General features: G+C 31.7%; 20 protein-coding genes. 5 read left to right on the forward strand and 15 right to left on the reverse strand.

The features are described from left to right. Position 1 precedes the first annotated feature (1 nt). Complete coding sequence (locus ACH5TW_RS15630) at positions 2–703, forward strand: response regulator transcription factor (protein WP_439337435.1); 702 nt, start codon at positions 2–4, stop codon at positions 701–703. Between the two features lie 744 nt (positions 704–1,447). On the opposite strand, the gene ACH5TW_RS15635 is transcribed toward ACH5TW_RS15630, so the two are convergent. From ACH5TW_RS15635 to ACH5TW_RS15680, 10 genes are all read right to left on the reverse strand, one after another. Beyond that, positions 1,448–2,449 (reverse strand): NAD(P)/FAD-dependent oxidoreductase, encoded by a 1,002-nt coding sequence (locus ACH5TW_RS15635; RefSeq protein ID WP_439337436.1) that lies wholly within the window; start codon positions 2,447–2,449, stop codon positions 1,448–1,450. Positions 2,450–2,593: 144 nt separating this feature from the next. Continuing rightward, positions 2,594–3,100, reverse strand: coding sequence for a cupin domain-containing protein (locus tag ACH5TW_RS15640; RefSeq protein ID WP_439337437.1), 507 nt, complete (start codon positions 3,098–3,100; stop codon positions 2,594–2,596). A gap of 3 nt (positions 3,101–3,103) precedes the next feature. Continuing rightward, positions 3,104–3,721 carry an FMN-dependent NADH-azoreductase gene (locus ACH5TW_RS15645; protein WP_439337438.1) on the reverse strand — a complete coding sequence of 206 codons (618 nt, stop codon included), beginning with the start codon at positions 3,719–3,721 and terminating at the stop codon, positions 3,104–3,106. Between the two features lie 58 nt (positions 3,722–3,779). Further along, positions 3,780–4,604: a sigma factor-like helix-turn-helix DNA-binding protein gene (locus ACH5TW_RS15650; protein ID WP_439337439.1), complete on the reverse strand. Its 825-nt coding sequence runs from the start codon at positions 4,602–4,604 to the stop codon at positions 3,780–3,782. 253 nt (positions 4,605–4,857) lie between these two features. Further along, the gene (locus tag ACH5TW_RS15655; RefSeq protein ID WP_439337440.1) at positions 4,858–5,514 is read right to left on the reverse strand and encodes an alpha/beta hydrolase; all 657 of its coding nucleotides are present in this window, start codon (positions 5,512–5,514) and stop codon (positions 4,858–4,860) included. Positions 5,515–5,517: 3 nt separating this feature from the next. Then, the gene (locus ACH5TW_RS15660) at positions 5,518–5,856 is read right to left on the reverse strand and encodes a hypothetical protein (RefSeq protein ID WP_439337441.1); all 339 of its coding nucleotides are present in this window, start codon (positions 5,854–5,856) and stop codon (positions 5,518–5,520) included. 5 nt (positions 5,857–5,861) lie between these two features. After that, positions 5,862–7,115 (reverse strand): dihydroorotase, encoded by a 1,254-nt coding sequence (locus ACH5TW_RS15665; RefSeq protein WP_439337442.1) that lies wholly within the window; start codon positions 7,113–7,115, stop codon positions 5,862–5,864. Next, the gene (locus ACH5TW_RS15670; protein WP_439337443.1) at positions 7,112–9,037 is read right to left on the reverse strand and encodes a vWA domain-containing protein; all 1,926 of its coding nucleotides are present in this window, start codon (positions 9,035–9,037) and stop codon (positions 7,112–7,114) included. Before ACH5TW_RS15670 ends, ACH5TW_RS15665 begins: the two co-directional genes overlap by 4 nt. 101 nt (positions 9,038–9,138) lie before the next feature. Then, the gene (locus tag ACH5TW_RS15675) at positions 9,139–9,717 is read right to left on the reverse strand and encodes a magnetosome magnetite crystal formation protein family (RefSeq protein WP_439337444.1); all 579 of its coding nucleotides are present in this window, start codon (positions 9,715–9,717) and stop codon (positions 9,139–9,141) included. 122 nt (positions 9,718–9,839) lie between these two features. Continuing rightward, positions 9,840–10,847, reverse strand: coding sequence for a glycosyltransferase family 2 protein (locus tag ACH5TW_RS15680; protein WP_439337445.1), 1,008 nt, complete (start codon positions 10,845–10,847; stop codon positions 9,840–9,842). An 86-nt stretch (positions 10,848–10,933) separates the two neighbouring features. Here ACH5TW_RS15680 and ACH5TW_RS15685 point away from each other — a divergent pair, with 86 nt between their 5' ends. Continuing rightward, positions 10,934–12,826, forward strand: coding sequence for a M61 family metallopeptidase (locus tag ACH5TW_RS15685; protein ID WP_439337446.1), 1,893 nt, complete (start codon positions 10,934–10,936; stop codon positions 12,824–12,826). A gap of 298 nt (positions 12,827–13,124) precedes the next feature. Here ACH5TW_RS15685 and ACH5TW_RS15690 read toward each other — a convergent pair whose 3' ends face one another. Continuing rightward, entirely contained in the window at positions 13,125–13,889 is a 765-nt protein-coding gene (locus tag ACH5TW_RS15690; protein WP_439337447.1) for a TIGR02757 family protein, read from the reverse strand. A gap of 119 nt (positions 13,890–14,008) precedes the next feature. Here ACH5TW_RS15690 and ACH5TW_RS15695 point away from each other — a divergent pair, with 119 nt between their 5' ends. Beyond that, entirely contained in the window at positions 14,009–15,070 is a 1,062-nt protein-coding gene (locus ACH5TW_RS15695; protein ID WP_439337448.1) for a bestrophin family protein, read from the forward strand. 48 nt (positions 15,071–15,118) lie between these two features. Here the strand turns inward: ACH5TW_RS15695 and ACH5TW_RS15700 are convergent, their stop codons facing one another. Continuing rightward, the gene (locus ACH5TW_RS15700; protein WP_439337449.1) at positions 15,119–15,781 is read right to left on the reverse strand and encodes an ABC transporter ATP-binding protein; all 663 of its coding nucleotides are present in this window, start codon (positions 15,779–15,781) and stop codon (positions 15,119–15,121) included. A gap of 111 nt (positions 15,782–15,892) precedes the next feature. On the opposite strand from ACH5TW_RS15700, the gene folE reads away from it, so the two are divergent. Both folE and ACH5TW_RS15710 read left to right on the forward strand, forming a co-directional pair. Beyond that, complete coding sequence (gene folE, locus ACH5TW_RS15705; protein WP_439337450.1) at positions 15,893–16,480, forward strand: GTP cyclohydrolase I FolE; 588 nt, start codon at positions 15,893–15,895, stop codon at positions 16,478–16,480. A gap of 74 nt (positions 16,481–16,554) precedes the next feature. Further along, entirely contained in the window at positions 16,555–16,824 is a 270-nt protein-coding gene (locus ACH5TW_RS15710; RefSeq protein WP_439337451.1) for a hypothetical protein, read from the forward strand. 57 nt (positions 16,825–16,881) lie between these two features. Here the strand turns inward: ACH5TW_RS15710 and ACH5TW_RS15715 are convergent, their stop codons facing one another. The 3 genes from ACH5TW_RS15715 to ACH5TW_RS15725 are packed head-to-tail and all read right to left on the reverse strand — an operon-like array spanning position 16,882 to position 20,239. Beyond that, positions 16,882–17,451: a type 1 periplasmic binding fold superfamily protein gene (locus ACH5TW_RS15715; RefSeq protein ID WP_439337452.1), complete on the reverse strand. Its 570-nt coding sequence runs from the start codon at positions 17,449–17,451 to the stop codon at positions 16,882–16,884. 13 nt (positions 17,452–17,464) lie between these two features. Continuing rightward, a complete protein-coding gene (locus ACH5TW_RS15720) occupies positions 17,465–19,861 on the reverse strand; it encodes a TonB-dependent receptor (RefSeq protein WP_439337453.1) in 2,397 nt (798 codons plus the stop codon). A gap of 36 nt (positions 19,862–19,897) precedes the next feature. Continuing rightward, on the reverse strand, positions 19,898–20,239 hold the full coding sequence (locus ACH5TW_RS15725) for a hypothetical protein (RefSeq protein WP_439337454.1): 342 nt from the start codon (positions 20,237–20,239) through the stop codon (positions 19,898–19,900). Positions 20,240–20,242 lie beyond the last annotated feature (3 nt).

Raw genomic sequence — 20,242 nt, forward strand, 5'->3', positions numbered from 1 at the left:
TATGGAAGCACAAAACAAGAAAATTTTATTAGTTGAAGACGATCCTAACTTCGGAACGGTTCTTAAAGATTATTTAATGATGAATGATTATGACGTTGTTCATGCCAAAAATGGGATGGAAGGATTTGAAAAGTTTAAAAAAGACGATTTCGATTTATGTATTCTTGATGTTATGATGCCTTATAAAGATGGGTTTACATTGGCTAAGGAAATCCGTGAAAAAAATACCGATGTGCCTATTGTGTTTTTAACAGCCAAAACCATGAAAGAAGATGTTTTAAAAGGCTATAAAGTTGGTGCAGACGATTATTTAAATAAGCCATTTGATAGTGAAGTACTATTAATGAAAATAAAAGCTATTATACAGCGTAAGGCAACAGAAACAATATCTGATAGTAAACAGTTTGAATTTAAAATTGGACGTTTCGATTTAAATTCTAAATTACGTTTCTTAAAATTTGATGGAGGAGATCCTGTTAAATTGTCGCCAAAAGAAAATGAATTATTACGTTTATTAGCGTTGCATGAAAACGATTTAATGCCACGAGAATTGGCTTTAACTAAAATATGGAGAGACGATAATTACTTCACCTCTCGTAGTATGGATGTTTATATTGCTAAATTACGTAAGTACTTAAAATTAGACGAAAAAGTAGAAATACTTAATATACATGGTGAAGGTTTTAGATTGGTAGTTAACTAATAATCTTAGTATTTAAAGACAAAAAAAATCCAGCTTTTGCTGGATTTTTTATGCCTATAAATTAATTTAAAAATTTAGGTTGTTTCGTTTAACGCTTTAGTGTATGAGTAGTAGCGGGTTGATTCTCACAAACCTTTCGTTTTTGCACTGACCTTTCTTTATGTTTATACTTTCGTGTAATCACTTAAACCGCTATTACTTATACACATTGTTAGCTACTGCCTTAATTTCTTAAATTAGAGACTCTAACTCTTAATTAGACGACTATTCGCATTAATCTTATTTCATAATCTAAAAAAGGGTAGACAATTTAAGTTCATATAGTTAATGTAAAACCGTTAAATTAATGATCAAAATGTAAAATATTCAGAACTTCATAGTTTGATATGGTAAGGCTTGTTGGGTCAATCAGTTTTGTGAATTTATCCGCATCTTTATATTTCAAAAATACCTTTTGAACACGCTCCAAATCTTCCTTGGTTTTCCAAAGGAAAATGTCCATATAGTCATTCTTTGTTTTGAGCATCTTTCTGTTTACCAAACCTTTACATTTTAAACAAAAGTCCATATCAAATTTATCCGAGGTCAATAGAAGTTTTTCTTGAGTTACGCTCTCTGCAGTTTTGTAACTTGTTATTTCTATAATTATATGTGAATTAATTTGTTTTTGTTGTTAATGTAGTCTTGAAAAAAATACTAGTACAAGCCCCTATTAAGGGGCTCACTTTAATGATTCCAAAGCACTTATTCGTTTTCTTCAAGATTCAAATGCACTAGATAATTTGCCACAAATGGTCCAACCTGAGTGCCGTCGGTAGAGGCATGAGACATGTGTCCTTTTGGATCTTGTGCGTTTCCAATCACCCACAAACCTTTCGTACTTGATTGACAGAATTCATCGGTCACGGCAAATCCATTTTCATCGACTTCACAAAGATTGTTCGTCAAGTCGGAGTTAGCCTTAATTGGAGTTGCAATGAAGACCCCGTCAGTTTCAATTTTTTCTCCTGAATTTGTGGATATATAGCTTAATTCTCCGCTGGATCTAACCAATTCCTTGATCTTATCCACATGAACCTTCACGTTTGCCTTGTTGAGTATATCCATCTCCTCCTCAGAGAACTGCTGTTCTGCGATAACTGTGACATCATCTGACCAAGAAGTCAAGAAAGTGCCCAAGTGAGCCAATCTCGGTTGAATTCCAAACAAAGCGAGTTTCTTTCCACTCAGTTCGTATCCAGTGAAGCATGGACATACATGAATATCCGTTCCCCAACCTTCCATTAGCCCTGGTATTTCCGGAAGGACATCAGCAGCCCCTGTTGCAAGAACCAGAGCTTTTGAATTTAATTCAAGGCTATCGGAGAAAATACTAAAAGTACAGTCTTCCTTCTTTCTGATTGTTTCTACTTTCTCCTCAACGAATAGAGCTCCATACTTTTCTACTTCCTTTCTCATTTTGGCGAAGTATTCTCTGGGTTTCATTCCATCGAAGCCTAGATACTCGTGAATTTGTGCTTTTTCGGGCATTCTCTTCTTACCCCAGTCAAAAATGATTACTTGTCTATTTGCTCTCGCTAAAAACAGTGCAGCTGACAAACCTGCTGGACCAGCTCCCACAATGACAACTTCGGTCTTTTTCGTTTCTCTTTTGTTCATAATCTTGAATATGTTAAAGTTTACAGTTGGCAAAGACACTAGTAGGAGTGAGCCAGCTGATGACTTAATAAACTTTCTTCTTTCCATGCGATATTCTTGTTTTTAAAAATAGTCAAAACTCTACTAATGCAACATAGTTGCGTTAATGGAGTTTTGTATTTCTATTGTAAATGCAGTAACTGGAAAATGTGTAACTTGAAGTCATGCTCTTTCAATCACGTTTGAAGACCATCACTCTCTGATAGGAATCATATTAGAAGTGTCGACAGGAAAACTATCATACTTATTATACAATTTCAAGTACTTCTCAGGATCAATCGGAACTTCATTCAGCGTTTCGTATAAACCTCTGAAGAAGCCTTCTCTTTTTTGCGATGGATTGAAAATCAAAGTGAGTTTGACAGCTTTATCTGTATCATTTCTAAATCCGTGAGGAGTAAACCTAGGAACATAAGCTACCGTTCCAGGCTTCGCCTTAAACTCTTCTGTCCCGACTTGCATTGTTAGCTCTCCTTCATTTACTACAAAGGTCTCATCCATGAATCGGTGATAATGCAATTTCGCTCCGATAGCCATCGGTGGTAATTCTATTTCGTACACTCCAAGTTGATCGTTGGACATTTCACTTGTCACTTTAAATGTGATGGAAATTGTACTCAACTCAAGTTTTTCTCCTTCGTTTGGTCCAATGATGAAGGCTTCATCTTCTAATTCATCATTAAAGTAATTTACTCCCATAATTTAGTTTTTTGATAGTTCGTTTAGAATCATTTTTTGCTGAAACATTACGTTCTTCTTTAAAAGATCCTGATGCGCGGTTCCTTCAAGTGCGAATACCCCTTTGAGATTCAAATTGATAAAACCAAAAATCGTCTTCAGATAAGGCTCTTGAAAGTCTAAAGCTTCCATTGGCGTGCCGGTGTACACTTCTCCTTTGGTTGTAATCACGTATGCATTGGTGTTTTCAAGGAGGCCCTTATAGCTTCCATCTTCATTCACGCTAAACGTATGTCCAGATCGAATAATATGATCCAAATACGCTTTTAGGGTTGAGGGAATACTTAGGTTGTACAGGGGGCTGCTTACCAGTACGTCATCAACAGACTTTAACTCTTCGATCAGATCATCCGAAAGTTCGATTGCTTGTTTGTTCTGTTCATTTTGATCAGGTTCTGGAACATAAAATGCTTCAACAGTCTCATTGCGTAAATGTGGTATTGGAACTAGTGCTAAATCTCTTTTCAACACCTCGCCATTTGGGTTAGCTTTTCGCCACGCTTCCTCGAAGAAGTCAGCCAAGTTTCTAGAGTGAGATCCTTTAACTCTCACGCTTGCATCTATCCTTAATAATTTTCTCATCTATTAGTGCTTTGTGTTTAATAGAATGACAAATCAGAATAGAAAAGCGTGACAGGTTTTAGTGAAAAATTGACTTTAATTTGTTCGGGTCGACGATTGAATAAATGGTTTTTATCTTTGCATTCTCGGTTTCAAAAACTTGGCAATTCTGCAGTATATCATTTCTAAAAAACAAAATTGCTGGCTGATGATTTATCTGAGTGATTCTAACATCCAAGCCTGTCAAAAACGCCTTGTAGACATATAGCAATAGCTTCGATGTTTTTCGGATGCCAGTTGTAAGTTCTCGAACTACCTTGACACTTTCCCCACCATCTGCAGCTAATATTATGTCCCTATTCAACAATTCTTCCAAAGCAGGCATATCAGCATTTTGCATCGCATCAAGGTAAAATTCTAATTTTGACGTATCTCTTGGGAGAGCTACCATTGTTTCACTGCCTCCTACTTTATTCTTTGCCCGACTGAGTAGTTTTCGTGAATTCTCAATTGTTCCTCCGATAATGTTTACAATTTCTTTATGAGAATAGCTATACGCTTCTTTCAGAATGAACACTGCACGTTCCTTTGCAGAAAGTTTCTCAAGAAGAACCAACATAGAATACGATAGTATTTCCGCTAGTTCAATTGAAGAATCTGGATTCTCTGTGGATACTGGTTCGGGAAGCCATACATTATCCATTGAAACTGTCTTTTTCTTATTCTTTACGTTAATTGACTGATTAATGGTCGATTTAATCAAGTAACCGATTTCATTTTCTATGTGCTTCTTTTCTATTGAAAGATATTTTATCAAAACATCTTGTATAGTATCTTTTGCATCTTCGGACGAACCTAGGATGTTGTAGGAATACGGAAACAGGATATCGTGATAATTTTTCATGTCTAAAGTTTAGGTGTCTAAGTATATGACAATTTTAAAGATACAAACGTGACACATCTGAAAATTTTGAAAGAGGTTTAGAACTAAAATGCCCGAGTTGAGCAACTAGAGTCTTCATTTTTTTTGGTTGTAGCTAACGTATGATATGAAATCGTTTTTATGTTTTATATCATACGTTAAACGAAGTTAGCTAATTTTTCTTACAAAGTCAAGTAAAAGTAGGTTATAGGTTGTGAAAAAATAAAAGTTGCTATTATATACGTTTACTCAACCAATCTTTAAGCTCGTAAAAGTTTTGTGGTGCCACACCGTGTCCTACAGGAAATTCAGAATACTTATGAGCAATGTTTAAACCCTTTAAAAATGGAGGTGTTTGTTGAGCCCATTGTACAGGGATTACTTGGTCTACACTACCATGTGAACAATAAAAATCTAAATTCGAATAGTCTTTTTGGTTTATATCATCAGGGAATAAATCTTGATTTATATAACCACTTAAAGCGACAATGTTTTTAATTTTTTTAGGATATGTTAAAGCTACAGCATAACTTAAAATACTCCCTTGGCTAAAACCTAAAAGAGAAACACTTTCTTTGTTAACAGGATAGGTTGCAATAGCTTCATCAATAAATTTAGAAATTAAATCGCGAGATTCTATTGCTTGTTCGTTATCGCTCCATTTGCCTTTATCTGCATCAAAATTAATAGCATACCAAGCATTTCCGTATGGTTGTAATGTATAAGGTGCTTTTACAGAGATAATGAAAAGTTCTTCGGGTAACTCGTTAGCAAACGAAAATAAATCGTTTTCATCGCTTCCATAACCATGCAGTAATATTAATAATGGTGCATTTTCGGTTAATGAAGATTTACGAATAACATGTTGTAGTGATAGTGATGTGTTTACCATGTTTTAGTTGCCCAGGTTTGCGAAAATTTTTTGATAGAATGCTCCAACTAAAGGAACTTCTTGTTTTTTTCTTCCTAGAGCACCCGTAAATCCGTAAAAGAACAGTACTGCGAAGAATAGATAAAAACTAGAACTAACTAACCAACTATCAAAGATTCCAATAAAATATCCTAAAGCCCAAAAAGTAAGCCACAATCCTAATGATTGTCTAATATGAAAACTAGCAAAATTACTTTTTTTATGCTCTTCTTTATTCAAATAAAAAGCAATAATAACGCCTATAATAGTTATATAGCTAATAATGGCATTTTGGCGTCCTCTTTCAATATCTGGATTTGTCATTATTTTTAATTTAAAACTATTTTATTGTTTGCAATAATACCGTAAACATGTCCTTTTAAAGTTTCACCTTCAAAAATGGCATTTTTAGATTTAGAAACAATGTTATTTTTTGAAAACGTATATTTAGTATCAGGATTAAATAGACTTATGTTTGCCTTATTTCCTATGTTTATAGGTGTGCTTTCTATACCAAATCTTGTTTTTCCTTTACTTAGAAGTTCTATAGTTTTCTTGATGGTAAATATAGAATTAAGCGCACCAAAAGCACTTTCTAAACCAATAGTACCATAAGCGGCATGGTCAAATTCTATTTTTTTGTGTTCTATATCTATAGGATTGTGATCGCTTGTAACCATGTCAATGGTTCCGTCTTTCACAGCTTCAATTAAAGCGTCTACGTCTGTTTTGGTACGTAAAGGCGGTAGCACTTTAAAATGCGTATTAAAATCACTTAATACATCATCTGAGAAATATAAATTATGAATAGCTACACTGCAACTCACATTTAATTTTTTCTTTTTGGCTTCTCTTATTAGTTCAACCGATTTTACTGTAGAAATAGTTGGAATATGTAATTTTCCACCGGTGTATTCTAACAGAAATAAATCGCGTGCAATTTGAAGTTCTTCAGCAAGTGCTGGATTTCCTTTTAACCCAAGTTTTGTACTGGTTATATGTTCGTTCATAACCCCATGACCAGCTATTTTGTTTTCCTGAGGAAATGAATAAACTAAGCCATCAAAATTACTAGCATATTGCAAAGCAATTTTCATAAGGTTTGGGTTGCTAATAGGTTTTTGGTAATCTGAAAACGCTACGGCACCAGCAGTATTCATATCGTAAAGTTCTGCTAAATCAATGCCTTTACTGCCTACTGTAAGTGCTCCAATGGGTAGCAAGGTTACTGCATTATTACTGGCTTTAGCATTTACAAAAGTAATATCTGAATTAGAATCTATTACCGGATTGGTATTCGCATTCATAGCAACAGTTGTAAAACCTGAAGCTGCAGCTGTTTTTAGTCCATTTTTTATAGTGTCACGTTCTTCAAAACCAGGCTCTCCAAAACAAACACTACTATCAAACCAACCTTGAGATATATGGAGGTTTTCTAATGTTATTTCTTGATAATTGTTTGGGTTTTTAATGGTGCTGGCAATCTTAGTAATCACGCCATTTTCAATTAATAAATCTTGAGTTGTATTGTGAAACTCGCTTTTAGAATCTATAATTGTGGCAGACTTTATAAGTATGTTCATTTAAAATATTTTAAGATGAGCATTTCAATAATTAATAACGCTAATGCAAAAATAACAAACCATTTCCATAGCGCATTAATTTTTGTATCACTTTTTATAGTATCGAATGTTTTTGTAATAGAATCGCTAAGTGTAATGTGTTTAAGATTTGTTAGGTCTTTGTAAACCAAATAACTTTCATTTCTACTGTAATTATAGCTTACGTTTTTAATAGTTACATCGTTGTTTTTTACAGCATAAATGTTAGCCAAATTAGGCGATTCAGAAGTTTTTATAACAACTTTATTATTAAAATAGCGCTGTTCTGGTATTATGTTAGCGTCATTACTTGTAAGCGATAAAACAGCATCTTGTTTTAGTTGTGTACTTACATCAAAGCTGTTGTTTTTGCCAATAGTATAATATAATTCAGGAATTTTAAAACTTTGTTTTCCAATATTATATAAGGTAGGAACAATTAAAGGGGAATTTTTAAAATTTGAATTGTCCTTATTTAAAGCTGAAGTAAAAATGAAAGCATGACTATTTTGAAATAAAAAAGGGTTTCCATCCTCATATTTTAAGATGCTTGAAGCATGCTTCAACTTGGTACTAAAGAAGCTGTTTACTTTTGGATATTGAAAATTACTCACTTGTTTTTCAAAAACACCATTACTATATAAAGGATGTGAATAATTAATAGTTGTAATGCGTTTTTCGGTTTTAATTAGCTTGTTAAAAGAAGCTTGATAATTTACTAATAGTGAGTTGTATGAAGTATTTGTTATGTCTTTTGAAGGAATTATAACAAGCGTTCCATCTTGATTAGTAAATGATTTTATAGCAGGAATTAATGCATTTGGAATACTACTTAATTCATTTAAAATAATAAGATTTTGAGACTCTAATAGATTATAGTTTAATTGATTTTCTGTTGTTGAAGTATAATTAAATTCATCATTAGTGTAAATGCGTTTTAAAAAGGAATCGTCTGTCGCATTTATTGCTAACACATTTATTTTAGAGCTATTATTGATATTAAAATACAAGGTGTTATCAAATTGTAAGTTGGTGTCATCAATGGTTATTTTTCCATTAATCACTTTGTTTGCAGGAATAGAAAAAGTAGTATTAGCTTCCTTATTAATAGATACCGAAGTTTTAGCAATTAAAGTATCATTACTAAAGAGTGAGACCGGTAAGTTTTCAACTGTAGAGCCATTATTTTTTAAAATAACTTTTAAGTTAATAGAAGTAGCCGTTTTTTCAGAAACAAAAATACTATCAACTGAAATATTATGCGTGTTTACAGATTGTAATTTTACAAAATGAATATTGGTTAATGAGTCTTTTTCAATAGTGAGTGGTTTTCCATTTTCTTGAAAATCAGAAATAAATATTAAGTTTTTTAAACTGTTTCCTTGTTTATTAAAAAAGGTATTACTTTTTAATAAAGCAGCTTGTGTTGTTAAGCTATTAGGTGAGTAGCTAAGCTGTAATAACTCGTTCTTTATGGCATTAATAGTCGTGTTTTTATAAACTTTATCATTTGTAATTATTGATATGTTTTCGGTTTCTGGAACATTGCTTATAATATCTTGTACGGCTCTTTTTAATAATTCACCTTGACTACCTTTTGCTTGCATGCTAAAAGAATTGTCTAAATAAATAACCGTTTCTTTTTTAGTTTTAAATGTATTGGCCTTAGATGTAAAAGGTTGTGCAAATGCTATAATAATTACAGCGAGTAGTAATAGCCTAGTTAAAAGAATAAGCCATTTTTTTATTTGCGAACTTTTACGGGTTTGTAATGTAGCTTCTTTTAAAAAAGCGACATTGGTAAAAGGTACTTTTTGAAACTTTCGTAATTGAAATAAATGAACAATAATGGGGATGAGCAGTAAAAATAGAGCGTAAAGAAGTTCTGGGTGTTTAAACTGCATTTCTTTTTAGATTAGTCAAACCTACATAATTTTTTTCATATTTCAGAAATATTGAAATAAAATCAGTAGATTTTTCAAAGTTGATTATTCTTTTAAAACGATTATTTTATTAGTTTGATGATGTTAGGATAAAAGCCTTTTATTTTCCCGTTTCTGATTCTTATAACAAATATTATTGGTAAAATAATGTTTATAACATAAAGAATAACCCAAAAGTATATTGGAAAAGTAAAAGAATTGAAAGGGCCTATTTCTAAATGTGTGATTTTTAGAAATGCACCAATTATTAATACAGCAGAAGCAAAAAATGTCCAAACAATTTGAAAATTTAAAAGATTAGCGCCAACATCTTTTAGACCAATTATTTTATCTTTTTTAGTTATCCATAAAATAAACGGAAGAATAATATTTCCCATTGGAATAACTAGACCTGATAGTACAGATAAATGTAAGTAAATTAAATAGTTTTTATCTGTTTGTTTTCCATAATCTAAAAGATCTTCAGCATTTAAGTCTAAAACTTCACAAATTAAATTTAGTGTTTTTCCTCTAGGTTCATTCTCATTGTTTTCTATACGTTGTATAGTTCTTAAGTTCACCTTCGCTTCTTCAGCTAATTCTTCTTGAGAGAACCCTTTCCTTTTTCTTACTTCTTTAATTTTATTTCCAAGGTCATTCATAATTAATTATGTTTAATTTTTGTCAAAACTATTTATGAATTCTTCTTTTCGATAACGGTTTATTTGCGACATTTTTATGACATTTATGTCTGTTAGTATGTTTTGCATCATTTTTAGGGAGATTAACAAAAGAAAATATAATCTTCAATAGATTGCATTTTCAATTTTTTCATATAATCTTTAATTTCAATTTGTGCTGTTTTATTAGCAACTGTAATAATGCTTTGCGGATTCTCAATCGTTTCTAAAGCACTAAAAGGCTGTAAAATGTTGCCGTAAATATCGCGTCCTATTTTATTTGGGTTATCGCAAATCCATTGAAAAGGTACTTGTTTTTCAATTAGTTTTTTAGCAATTGTTTTGCCTTTATTACCTGCGCCCCAAACTATTAATGTTTTATTCTGGTTATAATCGAGTTCTAAAAAATAATGTAGCTTTAAATCTATAAAATGATTTTCGGCATAATGTTTATGTGTTCTAGAAGTTCTAGTGTTGTAATCGCGCCAGTCATGTAAAACAATATCACAAGGAATACATTTGTAATTATGCTTATAAAACCTAAAGGCTAAATCGTAATCTTCAGGATATCTATCTGGATTAAAAGCATCACAAGCAATTAAATCGCTTTTGTAAACCATCCAACAAGGCGATGGAATGACACATTCTTTATAAATTTCAGAATAATTAGTACCTGTTTTAGTTAATTGGTTCAACCAAACCTCATAACTTTTATAACCATCTTTAATCCCTGCTTCAGAAAAATAATTTACTAAACCAACAGCAACGTGCTGTTTCCCGTGTTTTAATAAATTAGCGACTAAAATTTCTAACTTGTTTGGAAGCATAATATCATCGCTATCCATTCTCGTAATAAATTCGCCCGTACTTTTTGAAAATGCCAGTTTTAATGCATCAATAATGCCATTGCCAGAATTTTTAAATAGTTTGATTCTATTGTCTTTTTCAGCGTAATTCTTAACAATATTAAAGCTTGTATCTGTAGAGCCATCATCAACTATTAAAAGCTCCCAATTAGTATAGGTTTGTTTTAGTATAGAGTAGATGCAATCCGCTATAAAAGCTTCAGTATTTTTAAAGGGGATTAAGATGCTCACTAAATTTTCCTGCATGTTGCGAATTTAACAAAACCTTAAGAATAAAGGGTGTAACATAATGGTATTTTGCACGTCAATTTATAAAATCAAAACATATCTAAATGAATTCAAAAACATTAGCAACATTATTTGCTGGTATTTTAATAGCAAGTTGTAATCCTACAAAGCGTACTTCTAACGATTTAGCAACTAGCTTGCCAATAGAAGCTTCTATTAATTTGTCTCAAATTCAAGACGATAAAGCACCAGTAACTATAAACCCTGGACGTTTTACACAAGAAACCGTAACTTACCGTATACCAAGAATAATACAAGGAACTTATTCTGTTAGTAATTTCGGTAAATATATTGAAGCTTTTAAGGCTTATGATTACGAGGGTAATGAAATTCCAGTGACTAAAGTAGACACAAATACTTGGACTATTGCTGATGCAAAAAAAATAGACAAAATCACCTATTTGGTTAATGATACTTTTGATATTGAAGTTGTTGGTGGTATAGGTCAAGAAGAACCTTTTTCTCCAGGTGGTACAAATATTGAACCTGATAATTATGTATTAAATCTACATGGTTTTGTTGGGTATTTTGATTCTTTAAAAAACAATCAATATAAATTAGATGTAACAGCTTCAAGCAATTTTGTTCGTACCTCTGCTCTACAAAGCATTGGCACTAAAACTAGCGAAGATGGAAAATATACAACAAGTACTTATTTAGCCACTAGATATTTTGATATCACAGATAACCCAATGTTTTATGGCGAATTAGATGTTGAAGAGTTTCAGGTAGGTGATATTAAGATTGTTTTAAGTGTGTATTCGCCAAATAAGGTGCATACAGCGGCATCAATAAAACCTACTATTTTTAAAATGATGAAGGCTCAAAAAGTTTTTTTAGGAGATATTAATAGTACACCTAGATATGATATTTTCCTTTATTTATCAGATGGAAAAGAAGATTCAGCAAAAGGATTTGGAGCTTTAGAACATCACAAATCTACAGTTGTTGTTTTACCTGAAGCAATGCCAGCAGAAGCTTTAGCAAAAAGCATGACAGATGTGGTGTCTCACGAGTTTTTTCATATTGTAACACCTTTAAGTGTGCATTCTGAAGATGTACATTATTTCGATTATAACAACCCTACATTCTCAAAACATTTATGGATGTATGAAGGTGTAACCGAGTATTTTGCTACGCTTTTTCAAGTAAATCAAGACTTAGTTGATAAAAGTGATTTTTATAACAAAGTAATGAGTAAAATTCAAAGGTCTAAGCAGTTAAATGATGCTATGAGTTTTACTATTATGAGTGAAAATGTTTTAAAAGCTCCATATAAAGATCAGTACTTAAATGTGTATCAAAAAGGTGCATTAATTGGTATGTGTATAGATATTTTAATGCGTGAAGAAAGCAATGGACATAGAGGGATTTTATCTTTAATGAAAGAATTATCAAATAAATACGGAAAGAATAAACCTTTTGAAGATGATAAACTTATAGATGAAATTACAGCTATGACTTATCCTTCTATAGGAGAGTTTTTAACAACACATGTTGTTGGAGATATTCCAATTAATTATAATGAGTTTTTCGAAAAAGTTGGATTAGAAATAGGAGAAGGCAAAGTAGAAACTAATTATATTTTAATGGGTGGTGTCCCTATTGTTAGTGGAGATCCACAAAAAGGCACTATCTTTTTTACCGATCAAGTTTTAGAAAATAGTTTTTGGGCAGAACAAGGTGCGCAACCAAATGATGTTATAAAATCTATAGGTGGGACAGCGCTTACTTTGCAAAATGCAAATCAAGTATTGCAAGGTGTTTTTATGTGGAAACCAGGAATGGATGTAGAAGTGAAGCTTGATAGAGCAGGAGAAGAAATTGTTATAAAAACCACGACTACTCAAGCTTATACAACAGGAGAAGGATTGATGGCAAAAGCGGATGCTACCGATGCTCAAAAGGCATTGCGTGACGCTTGGTTAAAAGGGTAACAGATTTAAGAATTATAATTATAGATTAACGATTGATGAACTTTGAGTTTGTCAATCGTTTTTTTTATAGCGTTACCCAAAAAGGGTCCCGCTTTCCGCTATATCTTTTTTAAAACCTCGTGGCGAGAAGCAAGGACAAGACTATCTGTTAATTTTTAGTGTTTATTAAATTTGCAGTCTTTCAGTTTAAAAAAGGATGCCGCATCAAATGCGAAGCATTCATGATTTCCTTAATTTAAAATAGCAATCAATGAATAATCGCTAACGCAGTTAGATTAACTAAATAAGAGGCTTGATGTTAAAACCCTTCAAAAACACCCAAGCCAAACAAAGCAAAATCATATTTTACTGGATCTTTAGCGTCTAGTTTTCTTAATGAAGTGTCTAACTCTGCTAAAGCTTTACCATCATTTTGTTTTCGTTTTAAAAGCCCTAGTTTTCTAGCCACATTACCAGAATGCACATCTAAGGGACAAGATAATAGAGAAGGCGATAGGCTATTCCAAATGCCAAAGTCTACACCTGTATTATCATTTCTAACCATCCAACGTAAAAACATGTTAATACGTTTTGCTGCCGAATTTTTTAAAGGATCACTCACATGTTTCTGTGTTCTTTGTAAATGGTCTATTTCAAAAAATATTTGTTTAAATGTAGATATAGCATCTTGCATGGAGCCTTTTTCAACATGCTTCGCAAATAAATTTTCTAAGCCATCATGGTTTTTGTAAATGTGCTGTAACGATTTAATAAACTGAATACAATCATCGCCATTAAAAGTTCTGTGTACAAAAGGTTGTAGTTTTTCTAAATCGGTTTCTTCATGATTCATCACAAAATCATACGGCGAATCGTCCAAAAGTACCATCAAGCGTTTGGCATTATTAATTATGCTTTTACGGTTTCCCCAAGAAATGGTTGCAGTTAAAAACCCTGAAATTTCAATATCTTCTTTTAAATTAAATTGATGTGGAATTTGAATAGGATCACTTTCAATAAACTTTGGATTGTTGTATTGAATAACTTTGGTGTCAAGAAATTCTTTTAGTTCGGCTTTATTCAAGGAAATAATATTTAAAAATGTAAAAGTAAGTATTCTTAATAAGTTTGATGATAGAAAGAAGTAATGGCTCTTGAAATTATAAAATTAAAGACTAACTTAGCTAGCATAAAAAATATAATATGTATACAAAGAAGGTTTTTAAGTTAAAGGATATGATAAAATGGACTCGTTTTGAGACTCTTTTATTTATTCTTATTGTTACAGTATTTGTAGGGCTATATTCTTTTTTTAATTTAGAATGGCTAAAAATTCCATGGACACCTTTAGCGTTAATTGGTACGGCAGTTGCTTTTGTAATAGGGTTTCAAAATAACTCTGCTTACGGAAGAATTTGGGAAGCAAGAAAAATTTGGGGTGGTATTGTAAATACATCAAGAACTTTTGGGATGTATGTTCAAGATATGGTAAATAATGAATATACAACTGAAAAAGTTTCAAATGAAGCATTGCAACAAGAAATAAAAACACTTACTTACAGACACATTGCTTGGATGACTGCTTTACGTCATGCCATGCGAGTTTCTAAACCTTGGGAAACCGTTATCCATGAAAGATCTAATAAAGAATGGAATAAGGTAGTAAGTCCACCTGAATGGCATTCAAGTGTTAACGAAGATCTTAAACCATATCTTTCAGATGAAGATTTAAAATACGTAATGAGTAAAAATAATAAGCAAACAGCAATGCTTTATTTACAATCTCATCATCTTCAAAATTTAAAAGAAAAAGGTATTGTTTGGGAATTTTCATTTTTGGAATTAGAAGGTGTTTTGCAAGAAATGTTTACGTTACAAGGGAAGTCAGAACGGATTAAGAATTTTCCATATCCGCGACAATATGCTACTTTAAATCATTATTTTATGTGGGTTTTTGTCTTGTTATTACCATTAGCTATTGTTCCGCAATTTGCAGAAATTGGCAAAGAAATTAGTGTTGCACATGCTACAATAGGTAGCTTTTTCATTTGGCTTGCAGTTCCTTTTTATGTTATTGTAGCTTGGGTTTTTCATACCATGGAAAGAATTGGGAGAACAGGAGAAAATCCATTTGAAGGTTTGGCTAATGATGTTCCAATTTCAACAATGGCTCGTGGAATTGAAATTGATTTAAGGCAAAATTTAGGCGAATCATTGGAAGATATTCCAAAACAGTTTCCAATGGTTTATGATACCCAAATGTAGGAAATGAGATAGTGATTTCGCTAAATATAATTATATAAAAAAGAGAAACTAATCTACTATGTTTCCATCAACCATAACAAGTTTTCTATCTGCTAAATTGGCTAGTTCTTCATTATGAGTAACAATAACAAAGGTTTGTCCAAACTCATCGCGAAGTTTAAAAAACAAGCTGTGTAAGTTTTCAGCAGATTCACTATCAAGGTTTCCAGAAGGTTCATCGGCAAAAATTAAAGCAGGATTATTAATTAAAGCTCGAGCCACAGCTACACGTTGTTGCTCACCACCAGATAGTTCATTTGGTTTATGATTGTATCGATGCGATAATCCTAAAAAATCTAAAAGCTCTTTGGCGCGTTTTTCAGCATCAGCTTTTTTTGTTCCTTTAATAAAAGCGGGTAAACATACATTTTCTAAAGCCGTAAACTCTGGTAATAATTGATGAAATTGAAAGATGAAACCAATATGTTCATTTCTAAATTTGGCTAAAGCTTTATCGTTAAGAGAGCTTATATCAATATTGTTTATGCTAAGTTGAAAATCTTCCTTTTTATAAGCTCTATCTAAAGTGCCTAATATTTGTAATAAGGTTGTTTTTCCGGCACCCGATGCACCTACAATAGAAATAACTTCGCCTTTTTTTATATGAATATCGACACCTTTTAAAACCTGTAAATCGCCGTAGTATTTATGAATGTTTTTTGCTTGAATCATTTGTAATAAATAAGAGCTGTGAATTTACTACTTTAAGCTGTGATGTACAATTAAGAATTGTTTTTATTGTTAAGTCCAATATATCCTCTATATTTAGTTAAAAAATAAATAATGCCATATAAACAGTTTGAAGAGTATAATATTAAGGTAACAGATGATGTTAAAGACCGATATAAAAATATTATAGAAGATTTAGGAGAAAATACAGAGCGAGAAGGCTTGGTTAAAACACCAGAGCGTGCAGCAAAAGCTATGCAGTTTTTAACACAGGGATACAACCAAGATCCGGTTGAGATTCTTAAAGGCGCTATGTTTAAAGAATCTTATAACGAAATGGTTATTGTTAAAGATATCGAGTTGTATTCGCTTTGCGAACATCATATTTTGCCATTTTTTGGTAAAGTGCATATTGCATATATACCCAATGGTTATATTGTAGGTTTAAGTAAATTACCAAGAATTGTAGATGTGTTTGCAAGACGTTTACAAGTGCAAGAACGCTTAACCGAACAAATTTTAGATTGTATAAATGATACTTTAAAACCACAAGGTGTGGCTGTTGTAATTGAAGCATCACACATGTGTATGATGATGCGAGGTGTACAAAAACAAAGTTCTACAACAACAACTTCTGGGTTTAGAGGGCAGTTTGAAAAAATTGAAACTAGAAACGAATTTTTAAAACTAATAGGTAAATAGTTTTGGTATGTTTATTGTTTAATATGATGTATAAAGATTTCCTTTTTTCAAGGAAATAATAAAAAAGTTATTGAATGAATAAATATAAAAAACTAATTATAGGGATTCTATTTGACGCACTCGGTTTTGTGTCTTTTATAATTCCGGGTATTGGTGAATTCTCAGATATTGTTTGGGCGCCACTATCTGGGTGGTTAATGACAAAACTATATAAAGGGAAACCAGGTAAAATTGCAGGTGTTATAACTTTTATTGAAGAGGCACTTCCTGGATTTGATATAATTCCAACTTTTACTTTAATGTGGATTTATACTTATGTTTTCAATTCGGAAAAGAAACTATAATATATGTGTAAAAAATGCCTTTCAATTTTGAAAGGCATTTTTTTTGTATTAATGAGTTTAAACGTTTTCTACAGTAATAGAAAAAGTTTCAGAAATATCTTCTTCACCACCAGCATTGGTGCTATCACCATCACTAACACCACTTGCGTTTTTAGATGGCTCATGAATTAAAGTAACTGTAATAGTTCCAGTACCTGCATCTGTAGTTGTAAGTTCAAAACTTAAGCCCACAGGGTTGCCGTCAGCATCAGTATCACTATAATCAAAAGTAGCTATAGCATTTGAAGCATCGAAAAAGAATTGGTGTTCCTCCTCAAGTTCTTCAACTTCTTCAGTAATATCTTCAGCTGGAGATTCTAATTCATTAAGTAACTCAATACTTCCGTTATAGGTTGTATTACTTGTTAAATTCCCTGAAACTGTTACAACTGGAGGATTAGGACCATCACCATCTAAATCTTGTGATTTTAATTCTATAGTAGTACCTCCACCAACAGGAGCTAAAGTTACGGTCATGGTAGTTATTACTTCTTCTTCAATAACAATTTCAGGATCATCATCAGACGAACATGACGATATGAATAATAATGTAATAATAGCAATTGATAAAATTTTTAAATTTTTCATTTTTTTTAATTTTTTAATAATTTAACTTTATTTGTAATATAAAATTTCTTCCTAAATCATCAGCGAAATATCTTAATCTATTTAAGTATTCTCTATAGGAAGTATTTAATAAATTTGAGACGCTAAGTCCTAAATTTAATTTTGATTTTGATGATAACGAAACAGTAACATCACTTCTAAAATGTAGCAGATGATATGCTGCTGGTGGTGTACTTATGTCTACCAAAACCATTTGTTGAGTTGATGCAATAAACGTTTCTAAATTATAATCTGGATAATTATTTTGTTTAAATACCCATTCACTTTCTAAATTAGCATTAAAATCTAACCACTTTTTATTACTATATGTTAAGGAATTAACGGTTTTAAATGCTGGCATGTCAATTAATGCTGTTTTATCTTTTACATTTCGCCCTTTAATAAAAGACGATTTGTTATTAATACTCCATTGTTTATTGAACTCATAATTAGCTGAAACATCAACTCCAAATATTAAAGCATTGGTTTGGGTATAATTCCAAACAGGAAAAGCTCCTCTAATAGTTTGTTCCGTTCCAAAAGGAATAATTTGAATAAAATCCTTAATATGGTTTACATACCCTTCAGCATTCAATATTAGTTTTGGTGAATGTAATTGATAGGAGCCTCCAAAACGATTTGAAGTTTCCTGTTTTATTCTTAAATCACCTAACTCAATTCTTGCTGCTGAATGATGCAACCCATCACTAAATAATTCTGATACATTTGGTGCTCTTTGAGATAACCCATAATTAAATAAAAGGCTTTGTTGTTCATCAATTTTATGAGATATCCCTGTAGATACCGATATATTATGAAAGTTATAAATAGGATTTGTCAAAATTTGATTCCCAACATTTTCGATAATAAAACCGCTAAAGTCTTGATTATAATTACGCTCTTCCCATCTACTATTTAAGTAAAACTTTTTAGCATCAATTCTTTTAAAATCATACCTTACACCAAAATTTAAAACAGTATTATCACTCCATTTTAAGTTCGAAATAGCAAAAATACCAACATCATATTTGTCGTAATCTGGAATTAATCTTCTAATTCCAGTTTTCGGATTTGCAAAGTTATTTTGATAACTAGTATGAATACCAAAATTATAATTTGCTTTGTTGCTGGCATCTAACTTTAAATTAATTTTTAGAGCATGTGTTTTTAAATTCAAGTCTATTGCAGCTTTATTGTCATCTCCTCTTCGAACATCATATTCAAATCGTTGATTGTTTTGAAAGTCATATTGAATTTGTAAACGACCAAAACGTTTAAAGCGTTGGTAAAACTCTGTTTTTAAAACTTGATGTGTAACATCCTGTCGAGGCGAATTAATGTCATAACTAAAATCATCTATAACATTCGGTTCTCCGCTGTTTATAGCCTCAACTAAATCATTAATACTCCCAATATGGGCTGCTCTTAAAATACCTATTTCATTATTTAAGTAGCTATAGTTAATATTAAAACCTTTTTCAAAAGTTTTATATCCAGCATTTAGGTTAAAACCTAGAGCATTCAATCCCGTATTGGTTAAATTATAATCAGGTGTATTAAAATCGCCAAAGCGTTTTTTCGACATTTGAGCATTAACAAACCATCCTTTTTTCCAAGATTTAGTTAAAGTAGATGCTATATTAAAACCTCTGCCATTTGTTTGTCCACTCAAAATTGTTTTTCCGTATAGTGAGTCTTTCAAACTAATAGCTTGTGGTTTTAAAACAATTACTCCGCCAATAGCATCACCGCTATAAGCAAGAGCGTTTGCTCCTTTTATAACATTTATACTTCCAGCAGAATTTAAATCTACATTAGGAGCGTGTTCTATACCCCATTCTTGATCTTGTAAAAGCACACCATTAGAAATCACAGAAATTCTACTACTATGTAAACCATTAATAATTGGCTTAACAATAGTGTTTCCTGTATTAATTGACGAAACACCACTTACTTGCTTTAAAGCATCACCTAGACTATAAGCACTAAAGCGTTCGAAATCATCAATACTTAAATGAGTTTCTTGAGCCGTTTTAGTCAATTTTATAGGAGCATTGCTTAATAGTTTCACTTCATGAAGTTCTTCAATATGATGCTCCATATTAATCTCCTTATAAGTGTCTCCATTCATATCAATTTCCACGCGTTTGTTTTCACATCCGATATGAGAAATTGCTAGAACCAATTTTCCTTCACACAGGTTTTTAATGGTGAATTTACCATTAATATCTGCTGTTGTGTATTTGTTAAGCGATTCGATATGAACAGTTGCACCTGACATAGGAGTTCCATCATGAAAATCTTTTATTTCACCAAAGAAAGTATGCGTGCAGTTTTGACTATAAGATATACCGAAAAAGCATAATCCTACAATCAATAAATAATGTTTCATTGTATTGCGTTTTTAGTTTAAAAATAAGGTGATTGATTAAACTAAAACAGCAGGAGGACCTCTTAAAGAATAAGATAAAGGCTGATGATTATTAAGGAATTTGTATGTTAAAATGTATATTTTGTAATGAGGTGCTTTACAAATAAAGGTTTCGTATTTTAATGATGGAATATAATTCTTATTTAATTGGAATTTATAAAACTCACAATCTAAATCTATTTCATGTAAATGTGTTGATTTTTCTCCTTTACAGACATCATGTTTATGGTGATGGTGTGAAAAAACATGAGAAAACTTAATAACAGAAGGAACTAATAATGTAGCAACCAAACTTAGGGTTACTATTTTAAATACGATATGTTCCTTTATAGTTTGCATTAA

It is taken from the genome of Thalassobellus sediminis, from assembly GCF_044386045.1.
GTDB classification, from domain to species: domain Bacteria; phylum Bacteroidota; class Bacteroidia; order Flavobacteriales; family Flavobacteriaceae; genus Thalassobellus; species Thalassobellus sediminis.